This window comes from Streptomyces sp. NPDC002324 (assembly GCF_053593335.1).
Window position 1 is genome coordinate 8,659 of record NZ_JBSFCF010000009.1, and the last position, 21,648, is coordinate 30,306.

Annotated in this window: 14 protein-coding genes; 8 read left to right on the plus strand and 6 right to left on the minus strand. The window is 75.8% G+C overall.

All coding sequences use genetic code 11. The features are described 5' to 3' along the window. The first annotated feature begins 538 nt into the window (after positions 1-538). Both ACWCRJ_RS14600 and ACWCRJ_RS14605 read left to right on the plus strand, forming a co-directional pair. Positions 539-1,087, plus strand: coding sequence for a hypothetical protein (locus ACWCRJ_RS14600; protein ID WP_450939614.1), 549 nt, complete (start codon positions 539-541; stop codon positions 1,085-1,087). Positions 1,088-1,242: 155 nt separating this feature from the next. After that, on the plus strand, positions 1,243-1,803 hold the full coding sequence (locus ACWCRJ_RS14605) for a DUF4232 domain-containing protein (RefSeq protein ID WP_046917092.1): 561 nt from the start codon (positions 1,243-1,245) through the stop codon (positions 1,801-1,803). Between the two features lie 38 nt (positions 1,804-1,841). Here the strand turns inward: ACWCRJ_RS14605 and ACWCRJ_RS14610 are convergent, their stop codons facing one another. Further along, positions 1,842-3,047, minus strand: coding sequence for a DUF2786 domain-containing protein (locus ACWCRJ_RS14610; RefSeq protein ID WP_450939615.1), 1,206 nt, complete (start codon positions 3,045-3,047; stop codon positions 1,842-1,844). 105 nt (positions 3,048-3,152) lie between these two features. On the opposite strand from ACWCRJ_RS14610, the gene ACWCRJ_RS14615 reads away from it, so the two are divergent. The 4 genes from ACWCRJ_RS14615 (at position 3,153) to ACWCRJ_RS14630 (ending at position 8,804) form a co-directional block, all read left to right on the plus strand. Further along, entirely contained in the window at positions 3,153-3,962 is an 810-nt protein-coding gene (locus ACWCRJ_RS14615; RefSeq protein ID WP_450939616.1) for an ABC transporter ATP-binding protein, read from the plus strand. After that, positions 3,956-6,139, plus strand: coding sequence for an FtsX-like permease family protein (locus ACWCRJ_RS14620; protein WP_450939617.1), 2,184 nt, complete (start codon positions 3,956-3,958; stop codon positions 6,137-6,139). The genes ACWCRJ_RS14615 and ACWCRJ_RS14620 overlap by 7 nt, the downstream gene beginning before the upstream one ends. A 108-nt stretch (positions 6,140-6,247) precedes the next feature. Beyond that, complete coding sequence (locus tag ACWCRJ_RS14625) at positions 6,248-7,021, plus strand: Clp protease N-terminal domain-containing protein (protein WP_450939618.1); 774 nt, start codon at positions 6,248-6,250, stop codon at positions 7,019-7,021. 70 nt (positions 7,022-7,091) lie between these two features. Continuing rightward, positions 7,092-8,804 carry a bifunctional 3'-5' exonuclease/DNA polymerase gene (locus tag ACWCRJ_RS14630; protein WP_450939619.1) on the plus strand — a complete coding sequence of 571 codons (1,713 nt, stop codon included), beginning with the start codon at positions 7,092-7,094 and terminating at the stop codon, positions 8,802-8,804. A 27-nt stretch (positions 8,805-8,831) separates the two neighbouring features. Here ACWCRJ_RS14630 and ACWCRJ_RS14635 read toward each other — a convergent pair whose 3' ends face one another. The 5 genes from ACWCRJ_RS14635 to ACWCRJ_RS14655 all read right to left on the minus strand — a co-directional run bounded on the left by ACWCRJ_RS14635 (position 8,832) and on the right by ACWCRJ_RS14655 (position 19,060). Continuing rightward, complete coding sequence (locus ACWCRJ_RS14635) at positions 8,832-11,867, minus strand: BTAD domain-containing putative transcriptional regulator (protein WP_450939620.1); 3,036 nt, start codon at positions 11,865-11,867, stop codon at positions 8,832-8,834. Positions 11,868-12,190: 323 nt separating this feature from the next. Beyond that, a complete protein-coding gene (locus ACWCRJ_RS14640; RefSeq protein ID WP_450939621.1) occupies positions 12,191-13,099 on the minus strand; it encodes a glycosyltransferase family 2 protein in 909 nt (302 codons plus the stop codon). Between the two features lie 210 nt (positions 13,100-13,309). Next, complete coding sequence (locus tag ACWCRJ_RS14645) at positions 13,310-14,782, minus strand: Tat pathway signal sequence domain protein (RefSeq protein ID WP_450939622.1); 1,473 nt, start codon at positions 14,780-14,782, stop codon at positions 13,310-13,312. 1,000 nt (positions 14,783-15,782) lie between these two features. Then, entirely contained in the window at positions 15,783-18,293 is a 2,511-nt protein-coding gene (locus ACWCRJ_RS14650) for an FtsX-like permease family protein (protein WP_450939623.1), read from the minus strand. Further along, the gene (locus tag ACWCRJ_RS14655) at positions 18,290-19,060 is read right to left on the minus strand and encodes an ABC transporter ATP-binding protein (protein ID WP_450939624.1); all 771 of its coding nucleotides are present in this window, start codon (positions 19,058-19,060) and stop codon (positions 18,290-18,292) included. The genes ACWCRJ_RS14650 and ACWCRJ_RS14655 overlap by 4 nt, the downstream gene beginning before the upstream one ends. A gap of 210 nt (positions 19,061-19,270) precedes the next feature. Here ACWCRJ_RS14655 and ACWCRJ_RS14660 point away from each other — a divergent pair, with 210 nt between their 5' ends. Beyond that, the gene (locus ACWCRJ_RS14660; protein ID WP_450939625.1) at positions 19,271-20,902 is read left to right on the plus strand and encodes a sensor histidine kinase; all 1,632 of its coding nucleotides are present in this window, start codon (positions 19,271-19,273) and stop codon (positions 20,900-20,902) included. Continuing rightward, on the plus strand, positions 20,899-21,633 hold the full coding sequence (locus ACWCRJ_RS14665; RefSeq protein ID WP_450939626.1) for a response regulator: 735 nt from the start codon (positions 20,899-20,901) through the stop codon (positions 21,631-21,633). The genes ACWCRJ_RS14660 and ACWCRJ_RS14665 overlap by 4 nt, the downstream gene beginning before the upstream one ends. Positions 21,634-21,648: the final 15 nt, after the last annotated feature.

Here is a 21,648-nt window from a genome sequence, read left to right on the forward strand (position 1 = left end):
GCCTGCCGGGTGCCGCAAGAGCGCGGGTCTCGCCGGGTGCCGCAAGCGCATGGGTCCCGCCAGGTGCCGCAAGGGCATGGGTCCTGCCAGGTGCCGCGGGGGCGCGGGTCCTGCCGGGTGCCGCAAGAGCGCGGGTCTCGCCGGGTGCCGCAAGCGCATGGGTCCCGCCAGGTGCCGCAAGGGCATGGGTCCTGCCAGGTGCCGGGATCAACTCTGCCGGTCGCCGGCCAGGGGGGCGGGCGTTCGCGCCGACCGGCGTCGCGCGGCTGCTCCGTCTCGGCCTCACGTGGCCGCCGCCTTTCCGGGGGTGCGGATTCGGCCAGGTCGCCCGCCGGGGTGGCCTGAAGGGCCGAGGCGGGCGGCGTCGGGTTCGGTCCGTGCCGGGGCGTCGCGGTGGCGGTGGGGTGCCGTCGGTGCTTGGTGCTCCCTCGTTCTCGGGGTTCTCACAGTTCCCGGCCGTCCGGTGCCCAGCCGCTGCTGGTAGCTTGCCGCTGTCGCTGCGGCGACCGGAATCGGCCACGGCTTTGGGAGATCTCCAGTGACTACGGCGACTACGGCAAGGCCCACGACCAGGGCGTCCTCCGCCCGGCGGGGTGTGCGCGTCGCGGCCGCGGCGGCCGGGCTCGCGGCCGCGCTCGTCCTGACCGGATGCAGCGGTGGCGGCGACGACCCCGAGGCCAAGGAGTCGTCGGCCGCACCGAAGGCGAGCGACAGCGCGGACAGCGGCGGTTCCCGGGGCTCCTCCGGCGTCGCGACCGAGCTGCAGGGCAACTGGCTGGCCACGACCGACGGCAAGGCGGTCGCCCTGTTCGTCAACGGCGACGAGGTCGCCGTCTTCGTGGGCACCTCGGTGTGCAGCGGCAAGGTCGCCGACGAGGCGGACATGCAGATGATCAGCCTCAAGTGCCAGGACGGCAGCGACGCCCGTACCGAGGGCATGGTGGACAAGGTCGGCTCCAAGGCGCTGACGATCACCTGGGAGGGCGACGTCGGGCAGGAGACGTTCCAGAAGGCCGGGGGGTCCCTGCCCTCGGGGCTGCCGACGGACCTGCCCACCGATCTGCCGACCGCGAGCGCCGGGTCGTAGATCAGGTTGCGGATCGGGCCTGCGGTGGGGCGGGGATCGTAGATCATGTGAGGGAGGGCGGGCCGCGGAGCCTCCGAGTTCCCCGGCCCGTTCGTCCCTTCACTCTGCACCGGCTGTGCTGTGACAGTCACGGCCACGACCACCCCGGGAACTCCATGCGCACCGCTCCGACCGCCATCGCCGCCGCCCTCCTCGCCGCCCTCACGCTGACCGCCTGTGGCGGGAGTGACGGAGGTGACGGCGGGGAGGACGGCAAGACCGGTGCCGCCACCCCCGAGAGCACGAAGGGCGGCGCCTGCACGGCCGCGCAGGCCGGTTTCGAGATCGGGCCCAGCAGTGCCGCGCCGGCCGCCGGTGACGAGGGCGCCGTGCCGGTCACCGTCACCAACAAGGGCGACGCCGCCTGCACGCTGAAGGGCCTCGCCGGGGTCGACCTGTTCGCCGGCGACAAGTCCTGGGCGCTCAAGGCGCAGGAGGGCGCGTCCCAGGACACCGAGGTGACGCTGGAGGGCGGTCAGTCGATGACCTTCACCATCGCCTACGTGCGCGGGGTCGCCGGTGACGCGGAGAAGAGCGCCGCGGTGGACACGGTGAAGCTCACCCTGCCCGGAGACACCAAGGTCAGCAGCTTCAAGTGGCCGGACCCCGAGGTCGCGGTCGAGTCCGAGAGCACGCTGGAGGCGACGGTGGGACCGTTCCTGCCGGCCGGCGACTGAGCCGCCCCGCCCCGCCCGGCTCCTGCTCCGGCTCCGGCTCAGGACGGCAGCCGGGGCCGCGCCCCGACCTGGGCGCGGTCGGCGGCCGCCGCCCCCTGCTGCCAGCCGGCCAGGTCGCTGACGCCCCGCACGCGGGTGGTGACCGTGTCCGGGAACATCCGGCCGACCTGCTCGCGGACGGCGACGTCGCGTGCGGCGAGCACGGGCAGCAGGTCCGGCCGCGGGCCGCCCGCCCCGTGCGCCCCCACGCCCTCGGCCTGCGCCTCCGCGACCTGGGCCTCGGCGACCTCCGCGAGCCGGTCCCCTATGCGGTGGGCGTAGGCGGCCAGGAACGACTGCCGGAAGGTCTTGGTCCGCTTGCGGCCGGATTTGCGCTGGGCCGCCTCCGCCTTCGTCATCGCGGTGGTGGCCTGGACGAGGAGCGAGGTGTGGAGCAGTTCGACCGCCTCCAGGTCCGCCTCGAACCCGACGACCGTGGAGAAGCCGAGGTCCGCGTTCCAGACGGCCTCGCAGCGGTTGGCGCGCGCCACCGCGTCGAGGAGCACCGCCTTGGCCGTCTCGTACGGGGGCTCGACGCCGATCCGGCACGCGCCGGGCGTGTTCGCGCCGTGCGCGCGGGCGGCCAGCAGCGCCTCGTCGATGCTGTGCCGCGCCATCAGCTCCTGCGCCTTCGCGCTGAGCGCCTCCGCCTCCTCCGGGAACCCGGTCGCCTCCGCCTTGGCGAGGAGCGCGCGGATCCGGCCGAGCATGCGGGACTCCGGGTGGGGCGAGTTCTGCGCGCCGCCGGTCTCCTGCGGGCGGTCCAGGGGTTCGAGGGTGGGCAGCCGCAGGAGAAGGCGGTACAGCTCCAGGGCCGTGGTGGCGTACGAGAAGCGGTCGGCGCGGGTGGGGCGGGTGGTCAGCTCCCTGATCTCGTCGAGCTGGGCGGCCCAGCGGGGGCCGGGTGACCGCCGCTGCCCGGCCGTTCGCCCCCGGCCGTATGCATCCTCGTGTTCCTCGACGACGAGCCGTGCGAGGAGCGTGACGTGCTCGTCCTCCAGCTCGCGCCGCGCGAACCGTACGACGTCGGCGGGCTGCCAGCCGCGCCGCCAGGCGCCGGCCACGAACTCCCGTCCGCGCCGGGCCAGTTCCCCGTCGGCCGCGGGGTCGGCGGCGAGCAGGGAGGCGCCGGTGTCGAGGGCGGCGTCGGTGTCGGCGTAGAGGGCCGCCTCGAAGGCGCGCTCCACCGTGCTGGTCGTACTCACGTGTTCGATCGTGTCACGAGGCACCCCGGGGGTAGGGCGGGCCCTACCCCGAGGACACCCTCCAGTGGTCGTGTGCGGGCGGGGCGCGGACGGTTCGCTGGAGGCATGACCACGACAGATAGAGCGGAAGCAGCGGCACCGGAGGAAGCGGCGGGGGGCGCCGCCGTGCGCGTACGGGGCCTGCGGCGGTCGTACGGGGAGGTCGTCGCCCTGGACGGGGTGGATCTCGACTTCGGGGCCGGGACCTTCACGGCGGTGATGGGGCCCTCGGGGTCGGGGAAGTCGACGCTGCTGAGTTGCGCGGCGGGGCTGGACCGGCCCTCGGGCGGGACGGTGCGGGTCGACGGGGTGGAGCTGGCCGGGCTGGGCGAGCGGCGGCTGACACTGCTGCGCCGGGAGCGGATCGGGTTCGTGTTCCAGGCGTTCAACCTGCTCCCCTCGCTCACCGCCGCGCAGAACGTCGCCCTGCCGCTGCGGCTCGCCGGACGGCGGCCCGCGCGCGGGGCGGTGCGCGAGGCGCTGGCCCGGGTGGGGCTGGCCGAGCGGGCCGGGCACCGGCCGGCCCAGCTGTCCGGCGGCCAGCAGCAGCGGGTCGCCCTGGCCCGGGCCCTGATCACCCGCCCGGCGGTCCTGTTCGGCGACGAGCCCACCGGGGCGCTCGACACCACGACCAGCCGTGAAGTGCTGTGCCTGTTGCGGGAGTTGGTGGACCGGGAGGGCCAGACCACGGTCATGGTCACGCACGATCCGGTGGCCGCCTCGTACGCGGACCGGGTGGTGTTCCTGGTGGACGGGCGGGTGAGCGGAGAGCTGGCCCGGCCCTCGGTGGAGGCGGTGGCGGCCCGTATGGCGGGGCTGGAGAAGCAGGCCGCGCGCGGCACGGCCGAGGCCGCTGTCGGGGGTGTGACGTGCTGACCCTGTCGTCGTTGCGTACGCGGTGGGCCGCGTTGCTCGGATCGTTCGTCGCCGTGGCGTTGGGGGTCGGGGTGATGACCGCCATGGGGCTGGGACTCGCGGCGACGCTCGATCCGCCCGCGCGTGCGCCGGAGCGTTTCGGTTCCTCCCCCGTCGTGGTGGCGGGCCAGGACAGGCTGACGGTCGAGGTGCGGCGCGGTCCGGGGACGGCCCGGGTGGCGCAGCGGCTGGCGTATCCACACCCTGTGGACGAACGGCTCGTGGCGGAGCTGCGCGCGCTGGGGCCGGTGACGACGGACGGGGGCGGGCGGGGCTCGGCGGGCCCCGACGCGGTCGGGGTGGACGCGCCCGCCGCCGACGTACGGGCGGTGGTCGGGGACCGGGCGCGGGTGCTGACGGGGGACGCGCGGCGGCAGGTGGATCCCGACCACGAGCGGGACGCGGAGGCGTTGGTCGCCGTGAACTCGCTGCTCGGCACGGCCGGCGGGGTCACCACCTTCGTGTCGGTGTTCGTGACGGCCTCGACGTTCGCCTTCGTGGTCGCCCTGCGCAGGCGGGAGTTCGGGCTGTTGCGGATGGCGGGCGCGACACCGGGTCAGGTGCGGCGGCTGCTGCTCGGGGAGTCCCTGGCGGTCGGGGTCGTGGCGTCCGGCGCGGGGTGCGCGCTGGGGGCGTGGGGGGCGCCCGTGCTGGTACGGGAGCTGGTGGACGGCGGGGTCGCGCCGACGTGGTTCGCGGTGCCGGACGCGGTGGTGTGGCCGTACCACGTGGCCTTCTGGACGGGCGTGTCGGTGGCGCTCGCGGGGGCCTGGGCGGCCGCGCGGCGGGCGGGGCGGATCGGGCCGGCGGAGGCGTTGCGCGAGGCGTCCGTGGACACGGGGGTGCTGCCGCTGACGCGCCGGGTGCTCGGTGCCGCCCTACTGGCGGGCGGACTGGGGCTGCTGGCCTGGAAGGTCGGGACCGACCCCGCCGACCTGCTGAAACGGAAGACGTACACCACGCAGCCGATGCTCCTCGTCACGGCGGCGGCCGCGCTCGCGCCGCTGCTCGTCCGGCCCGTCGTACGGCTGCTGGGCGCGGCGCTGCCCGGGGCCACCGGGCTGCTGATCCGGGAGAACGCGGCCACGTCGGTACGCCGTACCGCCGCCGTCGCCGCGCCGGTGCTGGTGACCGTCGCGCTGGCCGGGTCGCTGCTGGGGGCCGCGGGCACGGTGGCGCGGGCGAAGGGGGCGGAGGCGGAGGCGCGCACGCGGGCGGACTTCGTCGTGACGGGTGCGCGGGCGGACGTCGTGGTGACGGGTGAGGGACGGTCGGCCGGCGGCGGGAGGGTGCGCGGGACGACCGTGGCCGGGTCGGCCTCCACCGCCGTGTACGTGGTGGAGGAGGGGAGCGCGCTGGTGCGTTCCGAGGCGCGGGCGGTGACGGACGTGCCGGCCTTCGCGGCGGTGTCGCGACTGCCGGTGGTCGCCGGAGACGTGCGCGATCTCGACGACCGGTCGATCGTCGTGAACGAGGAGTGGGAGCGGCACGAGGTGGGGGACCGCGTGCGGGTGTGGCTCGGGGACGGGCGTCCCGTGCGGCTGCGGATCGCGGCGGTGCTCGCGCGGGGGACCGGGGACAACGGGGCGTATGTGACGTCCGCGAACGCCGGCGGCGCGGTGGTGGACCGGGCCGAGGTGCGGGTGGACGGCGGGGCGGACCGGGCGGGGGTCGCGGCGGCGCTGGAGAGGGCGGCGGCCGGGACCGGTGCGACCGTGCGGCCGGCCGAGGAGTGGCTCGCGGCGAACCGTCCCGGCACCAGGGCACACACCCGGCTCGGGTTTCTCGTGGTGCTGGGGATCGCGCTCGTGTACGCGGCGATCTCGCTGGCGGGGACGCTGGTGATGGCCACGTCGGCGCGGGGCGCGGAGCTGCGGTCGCTGCGACTGGCCGGGGCCACCCGGGGGCAGGTGCGGGTGGTCGTGGTGGGCGAGGCGCTGGTCGCGGTCCTGGTGGGGGTGGCGCTCGGAGCGGCGGTCACGGTGGTGAACCTGGCGGGGGTGGCGGCTGCGCTGGGGGTGCTGTCGGCGCCGGTGGGGGTGAGCGTGCCCTGGGAGGTGGTCGGGGCGTGCGTGGGGGCGTGCGGGGTCGTGGCGGTGGTGGCGGCCGGCGGGGCGGTCGGCCGGGCGGGGCGGTGAGGGGGCGTCAACAGCCGAGCGGGGGAACGGAGTTGACGATCACCTGCGGTGCGCGACCACTGTCAACCGAAGGTTGACAGTGGCGCGGTGTCAACCTAGGGTTGACACATGACGACGAACCCGCGAGCCACCGCGTCCATCCGTCTCGACGAACTCATCGACGCCATCAAGAAGGTGCACCCGGAACCCCTCGACCAGCTCCAGGACGCGGTGATCGCCGCGGACCACCTCGGCGAGGTGGCCGACCACCTCATCGGCCACTTCGTGGACCAGGCCCGGCGTTCGGGCGCGTCCTGGACGGAGATCGGCAAGAGCATGGGGGTGACCCGGCAGGCCGCGCAGAAGCGGTTCGTGCCCAAGGCCGAGAACGACCTCGACGCCAGCCAGGGGTTCAGCCGCTTCACCCCGCGCGCCCGGAACGTGGTCGCCGCCGCGCACAACGAGGGCAAGGCCGCCGGTGCCGTCGAGGGGCTGCCGGCCCACCTCGTCCTCGGCCTCCTCGCGGAGCCGGAGGGACTCGCCGCCAAGGCGCTCGTCGCCCAGGGCGCCTCCCCCGAGGCCGTACGGCGGGCCGCCACGGCCACCCTGCCGCCGGCCTCCCCCGAGGTGCCCGAACTCATCCCCTACGGCCCCGACGCCAAGAAGGTCCTGGAACTCACGTTCCGCGAGGCCCTCCGCCTCGGCCACAACTACATCGGCACGGAGCACATCCTGCTCGCCCTGCTGGAGTTCGAGAACGGACAGGGCGTGCTGAGCGGCCTCGGCGTGACCAAGGAGGCCACGGAGGCGGACGTGTCCGAGGCACTGCGCTCGATCGTGCAGGGACAGGGGCAGGGCGAGGGCCCGGGCGAGGGCCCGGGCGAGGGCCCGGGGGACGCGTAGGGGTCGCCGACAGAGCCGCCCCGCCCTCGGCTCGGCCCCATTGTCAGACCCCCCTGTCACACTCGCACCCATGACCGACCGGTGGGCGCTCGCTCCGGCCGAGGACGGTGGCGTGGAGGTCGCCCCCCTCGGGGTCGACGGGCTGCTCGCGGGCCCGGTGACACGGGAGTCCGACCTGGCGGGGGCCGTGCGGCGGCGGGCGGACGTCGGGCGGTGGGTGTGGCGGTCCACCGCCGAGATCTATCCCCGGCTGCTGGCCGACGGCGTCCGCGTGGAGCGGTGTTACGACGTGGAGGACGCCGAGAGTCTGCTGCTGGGGCACGAGGGGCGGCTCGGGGAGCCCCGCTCCGCCGCCGCCGCGCTCGCCCGCCTCCGGCACGGCCCCGTTCCGCCGGACCCGCCCCTGCGCTCGGCCGATCCCGGCGCCCAGCCGTCCCTCTTCGAGCCCCGGCCGGTCCACGTCCCGCTCGCCGACCTCGTCGAGGTGTACGCGGACCAGCAGCGCCGGCACGACGCCACCGCGCACCCGGAGCGGATGCGGCTGCTGACCGCCGCCGAGTCGGCCGGGATGCTCGTCGCCGCCGAGATGAACCGGGCGGGGCTGCCGTGGCGGGCCGACGTGCACCGGGAGGTGTTGCGCGAGCTGCTCGGCGAGCGGTACGCGGGCGGGGGCGAACCCCGCCGGCTCGCCGAACTCGCCGAGGAGGTGTCGCAGGCCTTCGGGCGGCGCGTGCGGCCCGATCTGCCCGCCGACGTCGTCAAGGCCTTCGCCCAGGCGGGACTACGGGTGAAGTCCACCCGCCGCTGGGAGATCGAGAGCGTCGACCATCCGGCGGTGAAGCCACTGCTGGAGTACAAGAAGCTCTACCGCATCTGGGTCGCCCACGGCTGGTCCTGGCTGCAGGACTGGGTCCGGGACGGGCGGTTCCGGCCCGAGTTCCTCGCGCACGGCACCGTCACCGGGCGCTGGGTCACCAACGGCGGGGGCGCCCTCCAGATCCCGAAGGTGATCCGCCGCGCCTGTGTCGCCGACCCCGGCTGGCGGCTCGTCGTCGCCGACGCCGACCAGATGGAACCCCGGGTGCTGGCCGCCGTCTCCCGCGACCCCGGGCTCATGGAGGTCGCCGGGCGCCCCGGCGACCTCTACCAGGCCGTCTCCGACCGCGCCTTCTCCGGTGACCGCGCGCAGGCCAAGCTCGCCGTGCTGGGCGCCGTGTACGGGCAGACGTCCGGGGACGGCCTCAAGAACCTCGCCGCGCTCCGCCGCCGGTTCCCCCGCGCGGTGCGGTACGTCGACGACGCGGCCCGCGCGGGCGAGGAGGGACGCCTCGTACGGACCTGGCTCGGGCGTACGTGCCCGCCGGCGGCCGGCGCCTCCGACGCGGCGGGCGAGGAGGCGGGCATCCCCCAGGCCGAGACCGACCTCGAATCGGCGGAACAGGGCCAGGGGCAGGAGGGCGGCGAGTGGGTGCCCGGGTACGCCTCCACCAACTCCCGCGCCCGGGGCCGGTTCGCCCGCAACTTCGTCGTCCAGGGCAGCGCCGCCGACTGGACCCTGCTCCTCCTCGCCGCACTCCGCCGCGCCCTCGACGGGATGGCCGCCGAGCTGGTCTTCTTCCAGCACGACGAGGTGATCGTGCACTGTCCGGCCGACGAGGCGGACGCCGTCGTGGCGGCGATCCGTGAGGCGTCGGAGCTGTCGGGACGTCTGACGTTCGGGGAGACGCCGGTGCGGTTCCCGTTCACCACGGCGGTGGTGGAGTGCTACGCGGACGCGAAGTGAGGACGTGAGCGGGGCCGGCGGCGCCCCTCACCGGGCGCGGTCCTTCAGCAGTTCCCGCAGCTCCACCGCCACCGGCGAGTCCGTCCCGTCCAGGATCGCCCGGGCCCGCTCCCACTCGCGGTACGCCTCCTCCACGCGCCCCCGCGCCCGCAGGAGCAGCCCGCGCTGGTGGCGGGCGAGACCGACGGCGTACTGGTCGGCGCGGCGTTCGGCGAGGTCGAGGAGGAGGGCGCACTCGTGGGACGCGCGTTCCGGCCGGCCCAGCTCGCGCAGGGCCCGTACCAGGCCGAGCCGGGACTTCGACTCGCCCTGCCAGTCCTCGTCGTCGCCGAGGATGCGCAGACTCTGCTCGAAGTGCTGTACGGCGGCGGCCGGTTCGCCGAGCCGGAGGTGGGCGTAGCCGATGTTGCAGTGCGCGGTGTGCCGGACGACGAGGCTGTCGGCGATCTCGCCCAGCGCCAGGCTCCGTTCGTGGTGGGCGATGGCGGCCCGTGCGTCGGTGTGCTTGTAGAGGTTGCCGAGGTGGCTGAAGGTCACCGCCTCGCCGTACGGGTCGCCGAGCTGCCGGGACAGCTCCAGGCTCTGCCGCAGCGTCTCCTCGCTCTCCTCGTACCGGCCGAGGCTCTCCAGGACGAGCCCCCGGTTGTTCAGGCAGCGCCGTACGCACGACACGACCCCGAGCCGCCGCCACAGCCTGAGCCCCTCGTCGTTGAGGGCGAGCGCCTCCGAGGCCCGGCCGGACATGAAGTGCAGGCCCGCCCGGTCGGTCAGGGCGAACGCCTCGGCCTCGGCGTCCCCGAGCGAGCGCGCCGCGTGCAGGGCCAGTCGTCCGAGCACGTCCAGTTCGGCGAGCCGGCCGCCCCGGTGCAGATAGGGGAAGAGATGGCGGACGAGGCCGGGCACGAGTGCCGCCGCCGGTCCGCCGCCGCGTTCCACCAGGGCGACGATGTTGGGGAGTTCGCGGTCGCCCCAGGCGAAGGCCTCCTCCGCGGAGGCGAAGGGCGGTTCCGTGGGCTCCGGCTCGGCCGTGGGCGCCGTCGTCCGCAGGCGTTCGTCGCGTTCGTAGCCGGGTGGGAGCAGCACCAGCAGGCTCTGGCGGGCGCGCGCCGCGTACCAGCGCAGGGCCTGCCCGACGGCCTCGGTGGTGTCGGCCGTGCCGGCGAGTTCGCGGGCGAAGTGGCGTACGAGGTCGTGGGGGACGTACCGGCCGTAGCTCGTCTCGTCGAGGAGGGCCACGTCGACGAGGCGGTCGAGGGCGGTCTCGGCGCGGAACTCGTCCGTGCCGGTGAGGCGGGCGAGGAGCGGTGCGCCGTACGCGGGCAGGTCGAGGGCGCCGATGCGGCGCAGGGCGTGGGCGGCGTCGCGGTCGGCCTCGCGCTCGGAGGCGCGCAGGGCCTCGTGGGCGACGGCGAGGGAGCGGCGGACGCTCAGGTCGTCGTATTCGAGGTGGTGCAGCCGCCCTTCCGTGGCGGTCAGTTGGCCGGCCAGGGCGTCCGGGGTGAGCGCGCGGCGGGCGGCGAGACGGGCCGCGACGACGCGGAGGGCGAGCGGGAGGCGGCCGGTGAGTGCGACGAGGGGGTGCGTGGCGTCCAGGCCCGCCGCCCGGCCGGAGGCGGCGCGCAGCAGGGCCGCGCTCTCGTCGTCCGACAGCGGGGCGAGCGGGAGGCGGTGGGCGCCGTCCAGGGCGGTGAGCGGGGAACGGCTCGTCACGATGACCGCGCAGCCGGCGCCTGCCGGGAGCAGGGGGCGCACCTGGGCGGCGTTCGCGGCGTCGTCCAGCACCAGCAGGGTGCGGGTCGGGGCGAGCGTCGAACGGAGTGACGCGGCTGCGGCGTCCGGGTGTTCGGGGATGCGGCGCGGGGCGGTGCCGAGGTCGCGGAGCAGGGCGGCGAGGGCCTGGGCGGGGGTGAGGGGGGTCATGCCCGGGGTGGCGCCGTGGAGGTTGATGTAGAGCTGGCCGTCGGGGAAGCGGTCGGCGAGTTCGTGGGCGAGGTGGAGGGCGAGGGCGCTCTTGCCGACGCCCGCCATGCCGCTGATGACGACGGTCCCCGAGGCTTCGTACGGGCCCCTCCCCAGTGCCTGCCGCAGCTCCGCCAGCGCCTCCTCCCGGCCTGTGAAGTGCGCGGGCGGCGGCGGGAGTTGGGCGGGGCGGGGCGGGGTGTCGGCGGGGGCGTCCTCGGTCGGGGTCCCCGGGGCCTCCTCGGTGTGGTCGCGCAGGATCTCCACGTGGGCGTCGCGTACCGCCGGGCCCGGTTCCACGCCGAGTTCGTCCAGGAGGCGGGCCCGGAGGTCCCGGTGGACGGCCAGCGCCTCGGCCTGACGGCCCGTGCGGTGCAGGACGAGCATGAGGAGGCGGTGGAAGGCCTCGCGCAGGGGGTGCTCGGCGACGAGGGCGGTGAGTTCGGGGGCGAGTGCGCCGAGCGCGTGCGCCCCGGTGGCGTCCTGGCCCGCCGTACGGGCCGCGAGGTGGAGTTCGGCCTCGTACCGTCGCTCCAGCAGCAACAGCCGTGCCTCCTGCAGACGTTGGACGAAGGCCTGGGCGCGCGGTTCCTCGACCGGCAGTCCGCCGAGCGGGGTTCCACGCCAGAGGGCCAGGGCGGCGGCGCACTCGCGAACCGTCCGGGCCCAGTCCCGCTCGGCGTGGGCGGCGCGCGCGGCGCGGGCGTGGGCCTCGAAGACACGGACGTCCAGCTCGCCGTCGTCGACCCGCAGCAGATAGCCCGGCGGAATCGCGCGCAGCCGCTCAGGATCGTCCAACAGCCGCCGCAGGCGCGTCACATGGTTGTGCAGGGACGCCTGCGCGGAGGGGGGCGGCGCCGCGTCCCAGAGCACGTCCTTGAGGGTGTCGACGGAGACGATCCGCCCGGGTTCGAGCAGCAGCGCCACGAACAGGGCCCGCATCTTTGCGCTGCCGACGGACCGTACGCCGCCGTGTGCGGGGCCGGCGTCGCCGGCGGTCGGGCCACCGGGGCGGCCGTCACCGGCGGGTACGGCGCCGCCGGTTGCCCCGGCCCCGTACAGGACCGGCGGACCGAGCAGTCCGAACCGCAGCCCGTCCCGCATAGAACCGCCGCTGCCTTTCCGCACCGTCGTTCCGGGTCCGCCCCGCGGCGACCCGCCGCCGCTCCCGTACGGCTCCTCGTGGAACCGTTGGGCTCATGTTAGCGATCCGTTGGCGGGACCTGATGTGATCACTTCATCGGATCCGGCGGCGACGGCGCACGCGTAGACGCGTAGCTCGGGGGAGTGCCGCCGCCGCTGCCGGATCCGGGAACCGCACAAAGCGCTGTGCCCCGGTCGGTGGAGGTGAACGACCGGGGCATTCGTGTGTCGCGGGGCGGGCCGGGCCGAACACGGTGGCCGGGCGGGCCCGTTGCTCCGGGGCCCTAGAGGACCGGCGGTCGTCCCAGCCGCGTGAGGTGCCAGACCGTCCGCCAGCTCATGGGCCGGCGTGCGCCGCCCGACTCGCGCCAGCCCTCCACGAAGCCGCCGAACCACGCCTTCAGGCCGCCCGCCGAGCGTGTCCGCAGCAGGGTGATGAGCACCCACACGCCCAGGTGGACGGGGATGAGCGGCAGCGGGAGGCGGCGGCGGGCGAGCCAGACGCGGTTGCGGGCGTTGACGCGGTAGTAGATGGCGTGCCGGGCGGGTGAGGTCTTCGGGTGCTGGAGCAGCAGCTCGGGGGCGTACAGCACGGTCCAGCCGGCGTCGAGCGCCCGCCAGGCCAGGTCGGTCTCCTCGTGCGCGAAGAAGAACTCGGCGGCCCAGTCGCCCGTCTCGCCGAGCATGGCCATGGACAGGGCGTGTCCGCCGCCGAGGAATCCGGTGACCGGGCCGCCGCGCATCGGGTCCTTGGCGCCGACCCTCGGGACGTGCCGCCGCTGGGTCTCGCCGTGCTCGTCGGCGATGCGGAAGCCGACGATGCCGAGGCGCGGGTCGGCGGCGTACAGGTCCCGTACGCGGCGCAGCACATCGGCGTCGACGAGCAGGCCGTCGTCGTCCAGCTCGACGACCACGTCGACGTCACCGAACTCCCGCAGCCGTTCCAGGGCCACGTTCCGGCCGCCGGGGCAGCCGAGGTTCTCGTCCACCTCGATGAGCGTGACCTCGCCGGGCAGGCCGAGCCGTTCGGCGAACTCGGGGAGGGGACAGCCGTTCCCGACGACGACGATCCGTGCGGGCGCGACGTCCTGCTTGGCCACGGAGGCGAGCAGCGCGTCCACCTCGGCGGGCCGATTGCCCATCGTCACCACGGCCACAGCGACCCGCGGCCCGGCCTCCACCACGACACCCACCCCATCCTGTCCACGACCACGGACGACCGACGGCCGACGGCCGACCACCGAAGGCCGACCACCGAGGGCCGTCGGCCCCATGCCGTTTTCCACCGCATGTTTACGGCCGGGATGCTAGCCGTTCACGTAGGGGCCTTCGCACCAACTCCGCGAAAAGGGGGGCGGCGACCGGCCTCCGCTCCCTCCCCCGCCGCCGACCGCGCGTGGGTGTCAGACCCCCAGCGGGTTCGAGCGCGCCGCCGCCATCAGGTACCAGGCCGTGGCGCCCGTGTGCCGGTACGGGTAGTAGCCGAAGCCGAAGCCCGTGTCGAGGGGGCTGCTGGCGGAGACGATGCCGGAGCGGGCCGGGAGGGCGCGGCCGCCGACGGTCTGGGCGGCGCCGAGGTGGTCCTGGGCGCTTTCGAGGGAGGCCAGGAGGCGCCGGGCGCGGGCCTCGTCGCCGCGCGCGCCCCGGTCGCGCAGGGCGAGGGCGAGGTGGGCGGTGCCCTCGAACCAGACCCCGTTGCGGTTCGGCCGGGGCTGGAACTCGGCGATGGGCGCGTCCTCGTTCGCGAGGAGACTGGCGGAGCTGAAGGTGACGCCCTCGTACGACTGCCCGGCCGGCACGGTGCTGTTGCGGCGCTCGGCGTGGTCGAGGACGGCCAGTTCCCGGGCGGCCCAGTCGAGGGAGCGGGCGTACCGGCGGGAGTCGAGCGCGAGGTGGGTCCAGGTCTGGGTGTCCTCGGGGATCGGGGACTTGTTGACGCTCACCCCGTCGTTGGTGCCGGTGTAGAAATACCCTCCCGTCGAGCCCCGGGACGGTTCCCACATCCGCCGCACGAAGGCCTCGGCCCGCGCGCGCCGCTCGCCCCACACCCGGTCGCCGGTGAGCCGGGCGAGGCGTCCGAACAGGCAGACCAGGTCGGTGTTGTGCTCGGTAGAGGTGAACGGCAGTTTCTCGTTCGCCCCGTTCACACCGAACTTGTACCCGCCGAGGGGCTCGTCGGTACGGCCGGTCCGCTCGATCCACTGCCCGATCCGGACCGCGGCGGCGAGGAACCGGCGGGCCCCGGTGCGCCGGGCCAGCGCGCTCAGCGCGATGCCCGCCCAGGCCATGTCCCCCACGGCCGTCCCCGTGAAGCCGAACTGGGTGCCGACGTTGGCCGTGCCGTCCGCCCGCACGAAGCCGTCCGGCTGCGGTACGCCGTCGTAGTAGACGTACGGCCCGACGTTGTACGCCTGGCGCAGTCGGCCGTCGTCGTACGCCGGGTCGTGCTCCTGGGCGTAGATCAGGGCGTCCCCGAGCGCCACGGCCCTGGCCCGGCCGTCCGCCGTGCGCACGGCGAGGTGGGCGAGGATCGCGAGCGCGTTGTCGTACGTGAACGCCGTGCTGAACAGGCCCGCCTGGTCGGTGTAGCTCTGGGTCAGCCGGACGGCGCCGTGGTCGGGGTAGGCGTCCATGGCGGCGGCGAGGAAAGCCTGGCCGCGCCGCCGGGCCGAGGTCCCGGACGTCCGTGGTGCCGCCTCGGACACCGTGTGGGGCGCCGCGTTCGGCGCCGCCTGGGCCGGGCCGGAGCCGGCGGCGACGAGCGCCGCGGCGGCCCCGAGGCCGGTGCCGAGGAGCGCCCGGCGGCCGAACGCCGGTGCCGGGTCTGGTCTGCCGGTCGCGCCGGTCATGCCGGTGCTGTCGATGCTGCCGGTCATGGGTCTCCCTTGGAAGTGCGGGCCTGAGGGCGCGCCCGGAGCCGCGTTCTGAGAGCGCTCTCAAGCGCGTGCGGGGTCATTCTGCTGGTGCTCTCGGGGCGGGTCAACGCCCTTGCCCCCTACGCCGATTGAAGCGGTCGGGGTGGTGGGGGGAGCGGGCGGGGAGGGCGAGGCGCTGACCTGGTGGGCGGGTGAGCGGACGGCCGGTGAGGGCGGGCGGGGCGCGGACGCCCCGCGCACTTCGTGGGTGCGCGGGGCGTCTTCCGTGATCCCGGGCCCGGTGCGCGGACTCCGCGACGCGGACCCCTGGCCCCGGATCCCGGAACCGCGAGGTCACTCCTCCACGACGGTCACCTCGCGGTCGCGGGCCGCCGAGTGCTCCGACAGGTGCTCCGACGGGTGCCGGACACCACTGTCCGGTCCGGCCGGACAGCGCGGGTACAGGCGAGGGACAGGGGGGAACCAGGCAAGGTAAGAGTGCGGACAACATTCGGTTCGCGTCCCCTCGGACGTCCCGTCGGACGGCCCACGCAGGCGCTCTCTCTCGGGTGGCCCGGCGGCGGGGCCGGGGCGGACCGGGGCCGGGTTGGAGCGAGGCCGAGGGCCAGGGCCCGGCCGTAGCAGGGCCGGGCCCGGGCCTGGCTGGGCCTGGCCTGGGTTGGCCTGGCCTGGGCCTGGGCCTGGGCCGGGCCCTGGGCTGGGCCCTGGGCTGGGCCTGGGCCTGGGCCGGGCCGGGCCCCGGCCCCTTTACATCACTCCGTCCCGCAGCCGTGGCCGTGCCCGCCCGTGCACGGCCCCGCGGCGGGGCAGGGCGGGCCCGGAGGGGGCCGGAGCGGGGCCAGGCCGGAGCGGGGCCCAGGCCAGGCCGGAGCGGAGCCAGGGCCAGGCCAGGCCGGAGCGGAGCCAACGCCAGGGCCGGAGCGGAGCCAAGGCCGAGGCCAGGCGGGAGCGCGACCGGGGCCGGGCAGGGCAGGCCAGGGCGGGCCCCGGGCCCTTCGCTTCACTCCGTCCGCAGCGCCGTGGCCGTGCCCGCCCGTGCCGCCCAGCTCGCCGGCAGCAGCGCCCCCGCCACCGCGATGACCAGCCCGCCCAGCGCGAGGGACAGGAGTACGGGGCCGTCGTACACGGCGAGGTTCGTGGCCGGGAGGGTCATGCCGATGGCGTCGCCCATCAGCGGGACCACGGCCCGGTGCAGCGCGATCCCCGCCGGCACCGCGACCAGCCCGGCCGGCAGGCCGACCCCGGCGACGGAGGTGACGACCATGGCGACGGTCTGGCGGGGCGTCATGCCCAGGGACTTGAGGACCCCGAGGTCGTGGACGCGGTCGCGGGTGTCGAGGACGACCGTGTTGAGCACACCGAGCCCGGCGACCACGACCAGCATCAGCGTGAGCATCCCGATCAGCGCGTCCATGGCCACGATCACGCTGGAGGAGCCGGCCGTCTCGGCACGGGCGACGGCACCCACGCCGGCCTCGTCGAACGCGCGGTTCAGCGCGTCCAGGTAGGCCGCCTGATCGGTGCCTCCCTCGGTCCGCACGTGGTACCGCCCCGGCACCGCCCTTGTACCGAGCCCGAGTTCGGTGAGGGTCTCGGTCGAGGTGAGCAGGGGCATGCCCCGGCCCTCGGTGAAGAAGGCCGCGCCGACGATCCGTACGGTGGCCCGGCGGCCCCCCTCGGTGAGGGTCACCGTGTCCCCGACCCCGATCCCGGCGGCCGCCAGGAACCGCGAGGTCACCACCGCCTGGCCCGGCCCGTCGAGCCAGTGCCCCGCGACCAGTCCGGGCGCGCCCCACGCCGAGTCGCCCGCGTACGCCACGACGGTCGTCGCACCGGTGATCCCGGACGCGCTCACCTGGGCCTGGGCGGTGCCGTAGAACCGGCCGGTGCCCTGCTGTGCGCGCAGCACGGCGGCCACGGCCCGTGGATCGGCCTTCTCGGCCGGGGCGCCGCCGTCCGCCCGTACCACCTCGGCACCGGGCGGCCCCTGCTCGCCGCCGGCCGCGACCACGACCGATCCGGCGGAGTCGAGTCTGCGGCCCTCCTGGACCGCGCCCAGCGTCAGCGCGAGCCCGACGGCGAAGGTGACGGAGACGGCGCCGAAGGCGACCGCCGCGGCCACCGTCGCCGACCGCGCCGGCCGGGCGAAGGGGTGCGCCAGCCCGAGCCCGACCGCCCTCGGCACCGGCAGCCGCGCCATCACCCGGGCCGCCGTGAACCGCCGTACCGGCCGCACGCGTCCGGGCCCCCCGCGCCCGGCGCCCCGGGACCCGCCCCCGACCGCGATCGCCTCCACGGTCCGCAGCCGCCCGGCACGCAGCGCGGGCACCACGGCGGCACCCGCGACCAGGGCGAGCGCGGCGCCGGGCACCACGACGTCCACCCACAGCGGGACTCCCCCGGCCGGCGCCCCGAACGCCTCCCCCGCCTCGGCAAGCAGCGGCACCGCCAGCGCGTTGCCGAGCGCCACCCCGAGGACACAGCCGACCACCGCCGGTACCAACGCCTGGGCCACATACGCCCGGACGACCTGCGCGGGCGTGAACCCGAGCGCCTTGAGGACGCCGATCCGCCGGGTGGCCGCCCCCACGGCCCCGCCGACCACGATCCCGATCACCAGCACCGACAGACACAGTCCGAGCACCCCGAAGGCCGCCAGGAACGGCACGAACGCCATCGCGTTCGCCGTCTCCTCCTGCTTCACCGTCAGATACGACCGCGCCCCGCTCATCGCCCCCTCCGGCACGGCCGCCACGATCGCGGCCCGCCCTTCGGCCACTTCGGCGCCGGTGGCGGCGTGCCGAAAGCGGTAGAGCATGGCGTACGAGGCCGAAGCGGGCTCCCGGATCTCACCGCCGGCGCCGTTGCCGCGCTCCGTCGTCCCCCTGCCCGCCGGCGCTCCCGCCGGCGCTCCCGCCGACGCCCCCGCCAGCGCCTCGGCCTGTGCCGGGCTCACCCAGGCGTCGGCCGTGGCGGTCACCGAGCGGGCGATACCGACGACGGTCAGCGTCGGGCCGCCCGGGGCGTCGGGGAAGGCCAGACGGGCGCCCGGCCGCAGGGGGCTCTCGTCGGCGGCCAGCACGATCTGGCCCGGGCGGGTGGCCCAGGAGCCTTCGATCACGTCGACCTCGTCGACGGCTCCGCCCGCGGTCTTTCGCCCGGCGACGGTCAGCGGCGGCAGATCCACTCCGGCCGGCACGAAGTCGGACCCCGTGACCGTGCGGGGCCGTACCGAGAGGGTCAGGAAGGGCCCGGCCGCGGCGGTCACACCGGGCGCGCCGGCGGTCGCCGCGAGCCGTGCGGCCGTCACCTTCGTGCCGTCGAACTGCGCGGCCAGATGGGCGCCGCTCCGCTCCGCGAAGGCATGGTCGAAGGGGGCCCGCGCGGCAGCGAGGAGCCCGGCCGCGAGGACCGACGCGGTGACGGCCATCAGCGTGGTCAGCACCATCACCACGGTCTGCACCCGCCGTCGGCCCACCCCGGCCCGCACGACCCGGCCGAGGGCGCTCACGGCCGCACCGCCGTGGCGCCGGGAGCGCCGGAGCCGCCGGGTCGGCCGCCCGCGTTCGCCGTGTCGCGTACGACCCTCCCGTCGACCAGCTCCACCGTCCGGCCGGCGCAGGATGCGGCCAGGCGCAGGTCGTGGGTGACGAGGACGATCGTCTGGCCGTCCGCGTTGAGTTCGGTGAGGAGGGCACGGACGTCGTCGCCGGACGCGGAGTCGAGCGCGCCGGTGGGCTCGTCGGCGAGGAGGAGGGCCGGGCGGTTCATCAACGCGCGGGCCACGGCGACCCGTTGCCGTTCGCCACCGGACAGCCTGCCGGGATACGCGTCGGCGTGCCGGTCGATGCCGAGGTACTCCAGCAGGCCCGCGGCACGGCGGCGCGCCTCGGCCTTGGCCAGGCCGGCCAGCTGGGCCGGGAGCAGCACGTTGTCGGCGACGGTCAGGTCGTCCAGCAGATGGAAGAACTGGAAGACCATGCCGACCTTGGCCCGCCGGTACCGCGCCGACGCGGTCTCGCTCAGCCGGTCCACCCGCACTCCGTCGACGGTGACCGTCCCCGCGCCGGGCCGGTCCAGCCCGGCGATCAGATTGAGCAGCGTCGACTTGCCGCTCCCGGACGGCCCGACGACGCTGACCGCCTCCCCGGCCCGCACCCTCAGCGAGACGCCGTCGAGCGCCGGCGGCCCCTCACCGCCGTACGCCCTGCTCACCTCACGGAGGTCGATGACGGGCGCGGCGGTGGTGGGCGCGGCGGCGGACGGGTTCGTGGTCATGGCCACGGAGCCTCCCCAGCTGAGTGGTCGACGTGTGGCCCCCGACGCTAGGGACGGCTCCGCGCCGGGTCGTCACCCGCGAAGGCGGACCCCTCTGCCGTACCGGACGGACCCCGGGCACACGTCATCCCGGAGATGTACGCGGACGATGTACGGCCCGTCCCCACCACGACGGATGTGACGGCCGTCGCCGCTTGCCACACTGACCGCATGGGTGGCGGGGAGGCACGGACGAAGGCGGTAGGGGCGGTGGCCGTACGGGCGGCGGCGCGGGCGTGGGCGGCCCTCTCGGGGCCCTGGCGGGGCGGCCTGTCGTCCCTGTCGCGGAGCGCGGGCCCGCTGCCCCGCCCGTCCCGCTGGATGTGGACGGCCGACGCGTCGCTGGCGCTCCTCCTGGCCGCCTGCACGGTGGGGGCCACAGTGTCGCAGGGGGTGAGCGCGGTGACGCGGCCGCCGTACGAGGGGGTGGCGCCGGTGCAGGGGGGCGGTCCGGAGGTGCCGCCGCCTCCGCCCCTGCCCGCCCCTCCGTACCTGACGCAGGACCTCGGCGCCCCCCACACCTGGCAGCTGCTCCTGGCCGCCCTGACCGCACTGCCCCTGCTGGTACGGCGCCGCTACCCGCTGACCGCGTTCTGGGCGGTGATCGTCACGACGCTGCTGTTCAACCAGCGCCTGGGGTCGGGCGGCACGACCGGGTACACGTTCCTGACGTGCCTGGTGGCCGCCTACAGCGCCGCCGTCCACAGCCCGTACCGGTTTCCCGCGCTCACCAGCCTGGTCGCGGGCGCCGCCCTCGTCGCGGTCCTCGCCGAGGAGAACCTGCCGTCCGTCACCCCGGGCGTGATCCCGTTCCTCCTGCTGCTCGGCGTGGGGCTCGGCGCCAACGCGATCCACCTCTGGAAGCAGCGCGCGCACGCCCTCCAGGAACAGCAGCAAGCGGCGACACGGCTCGCGGTCGAGCACGAACGGGCGCGCATCGCACGGGAGTTGCACGACGTCGTCACCCATCATGTGAGCGTGATGGTGATCCAGGCGGGCGCGGCACGCAAGGTGATGGGCCTCGCCCCCGACCGGGCGCGCGAGGCCCTCCTCGCCGTCGAGGCGGGCGGTCGCACGGCGATGACGGAACTACGGCATGTGATGGGCCTGTTGACCATGCCCGACATGGATCCGGGGGTGGGGGCGGGGGTGGGAGCCATGGGTTCTGTCGCCGGGCCGGCGGGTGCCTGGGAGGGGACGGCCGGTTCCTGGCCGGGACCGGCCGTCGACGCGGAGCTGGCGCCGCAGCCGGGACTGGATCAGCTCCCGGCCCTCACCTCCCGTGTCCGCGCCTCCGGCGTCCCCGTCGAGCTGACCGTCACCGGCACGCCGTCCCCGCTGTCTCCGGGCGCCGACCTGGCCGCGTACCGCGTCGTCCAGGAGGCTCTGACGAACACCGTCAAGCACGCCGTCGGCGCCCGGACACGGGTCACCGTCGAGCACACGCCCACCGAGGTCCGCCTGGAGATCACGGACACCGGCGGCGCTCCCGCCCCCGCGGCGGCGGCCGGTACGGGCCGCGGCCTCCTGGGCCTGCGCGAACGCCTCACCGTGCTCGGCGGCACCCTGCGCACGGGACCCCGGCCGACCGGCGGTTTCCGCGTACAGGCACTGATACCGCTCGACGGCACCCGCACCCACGACCGGTCCGACGGGAACCCCGGGACCGCGGCCCCGAGGACGGTTGGCCCACCGGTCGTGAACCCACCCGGGCGGAACGCGCCCCCCGGGGACCACCCCGCCCCGAACCCGCCCGGCCCACCCCCGACGACCGGCACCCCGGCCCCGGGGCGCTCCTCATGACGGCCGCTCACCCCGGCGCGACGCACCCCGCCGCCCCGGACCGCCCCCGCGTGGTCATCGCCGACGACCAGGCCCTGGTCCGCACCGGCTTCCACATGATCCTCTCGGCCGACGGCATCGACGTGGTGGGCGAGGCGGCCGACGGCGAGCAGGCCGTCGACGTGGTCCACCGCACGCGCCCGGACCTCGTCCTGATGGACATCCGCATGCCCGGCACCGACGGTCTGGAGGCCACCCGCCGCATCCTGTCCGGCGCGGTCCCGGACCCGCCCCGCGTCGTCATGCTGACCACCTTCGACCTGGACCGTTACGTCTACGCCGCCCTCACCGCCGGCGCCACGGGCTTCCTGCTCAAGGACGTCACCCCCGAGCACCTGGTGGCCGCCGTCCGTCTGGCCCGCACCGGCGACGCGCTCCTCTCCCCCGCCATCACCCGCCGCCTGATCGAGCGGTTCGTCTCGCCCGCCCCCGACACCCCGGCCCTGCACCGCGATCTGGCCCCCCTGACCCCCCGCGAACTCCAGGTCCTCCGGTCCCTCGCCACCGGCCTCAGCAACACCGAACTGGCCGCCCACTTCCGCCTCAGCGAGGCCACCGTCAAGACACACGTCGCCCGCATCCTCGCCAAACTCCGCCTGCGCGACCGCGCCCAGGCCGTGGTGGTGGCGTACGAGACGGGCCTGATCGTGCCGGGCGCGGCGGAGGGGCCGCCGGCCGCTCCGGAGGGATAGCCGCGTCCCGCTGCC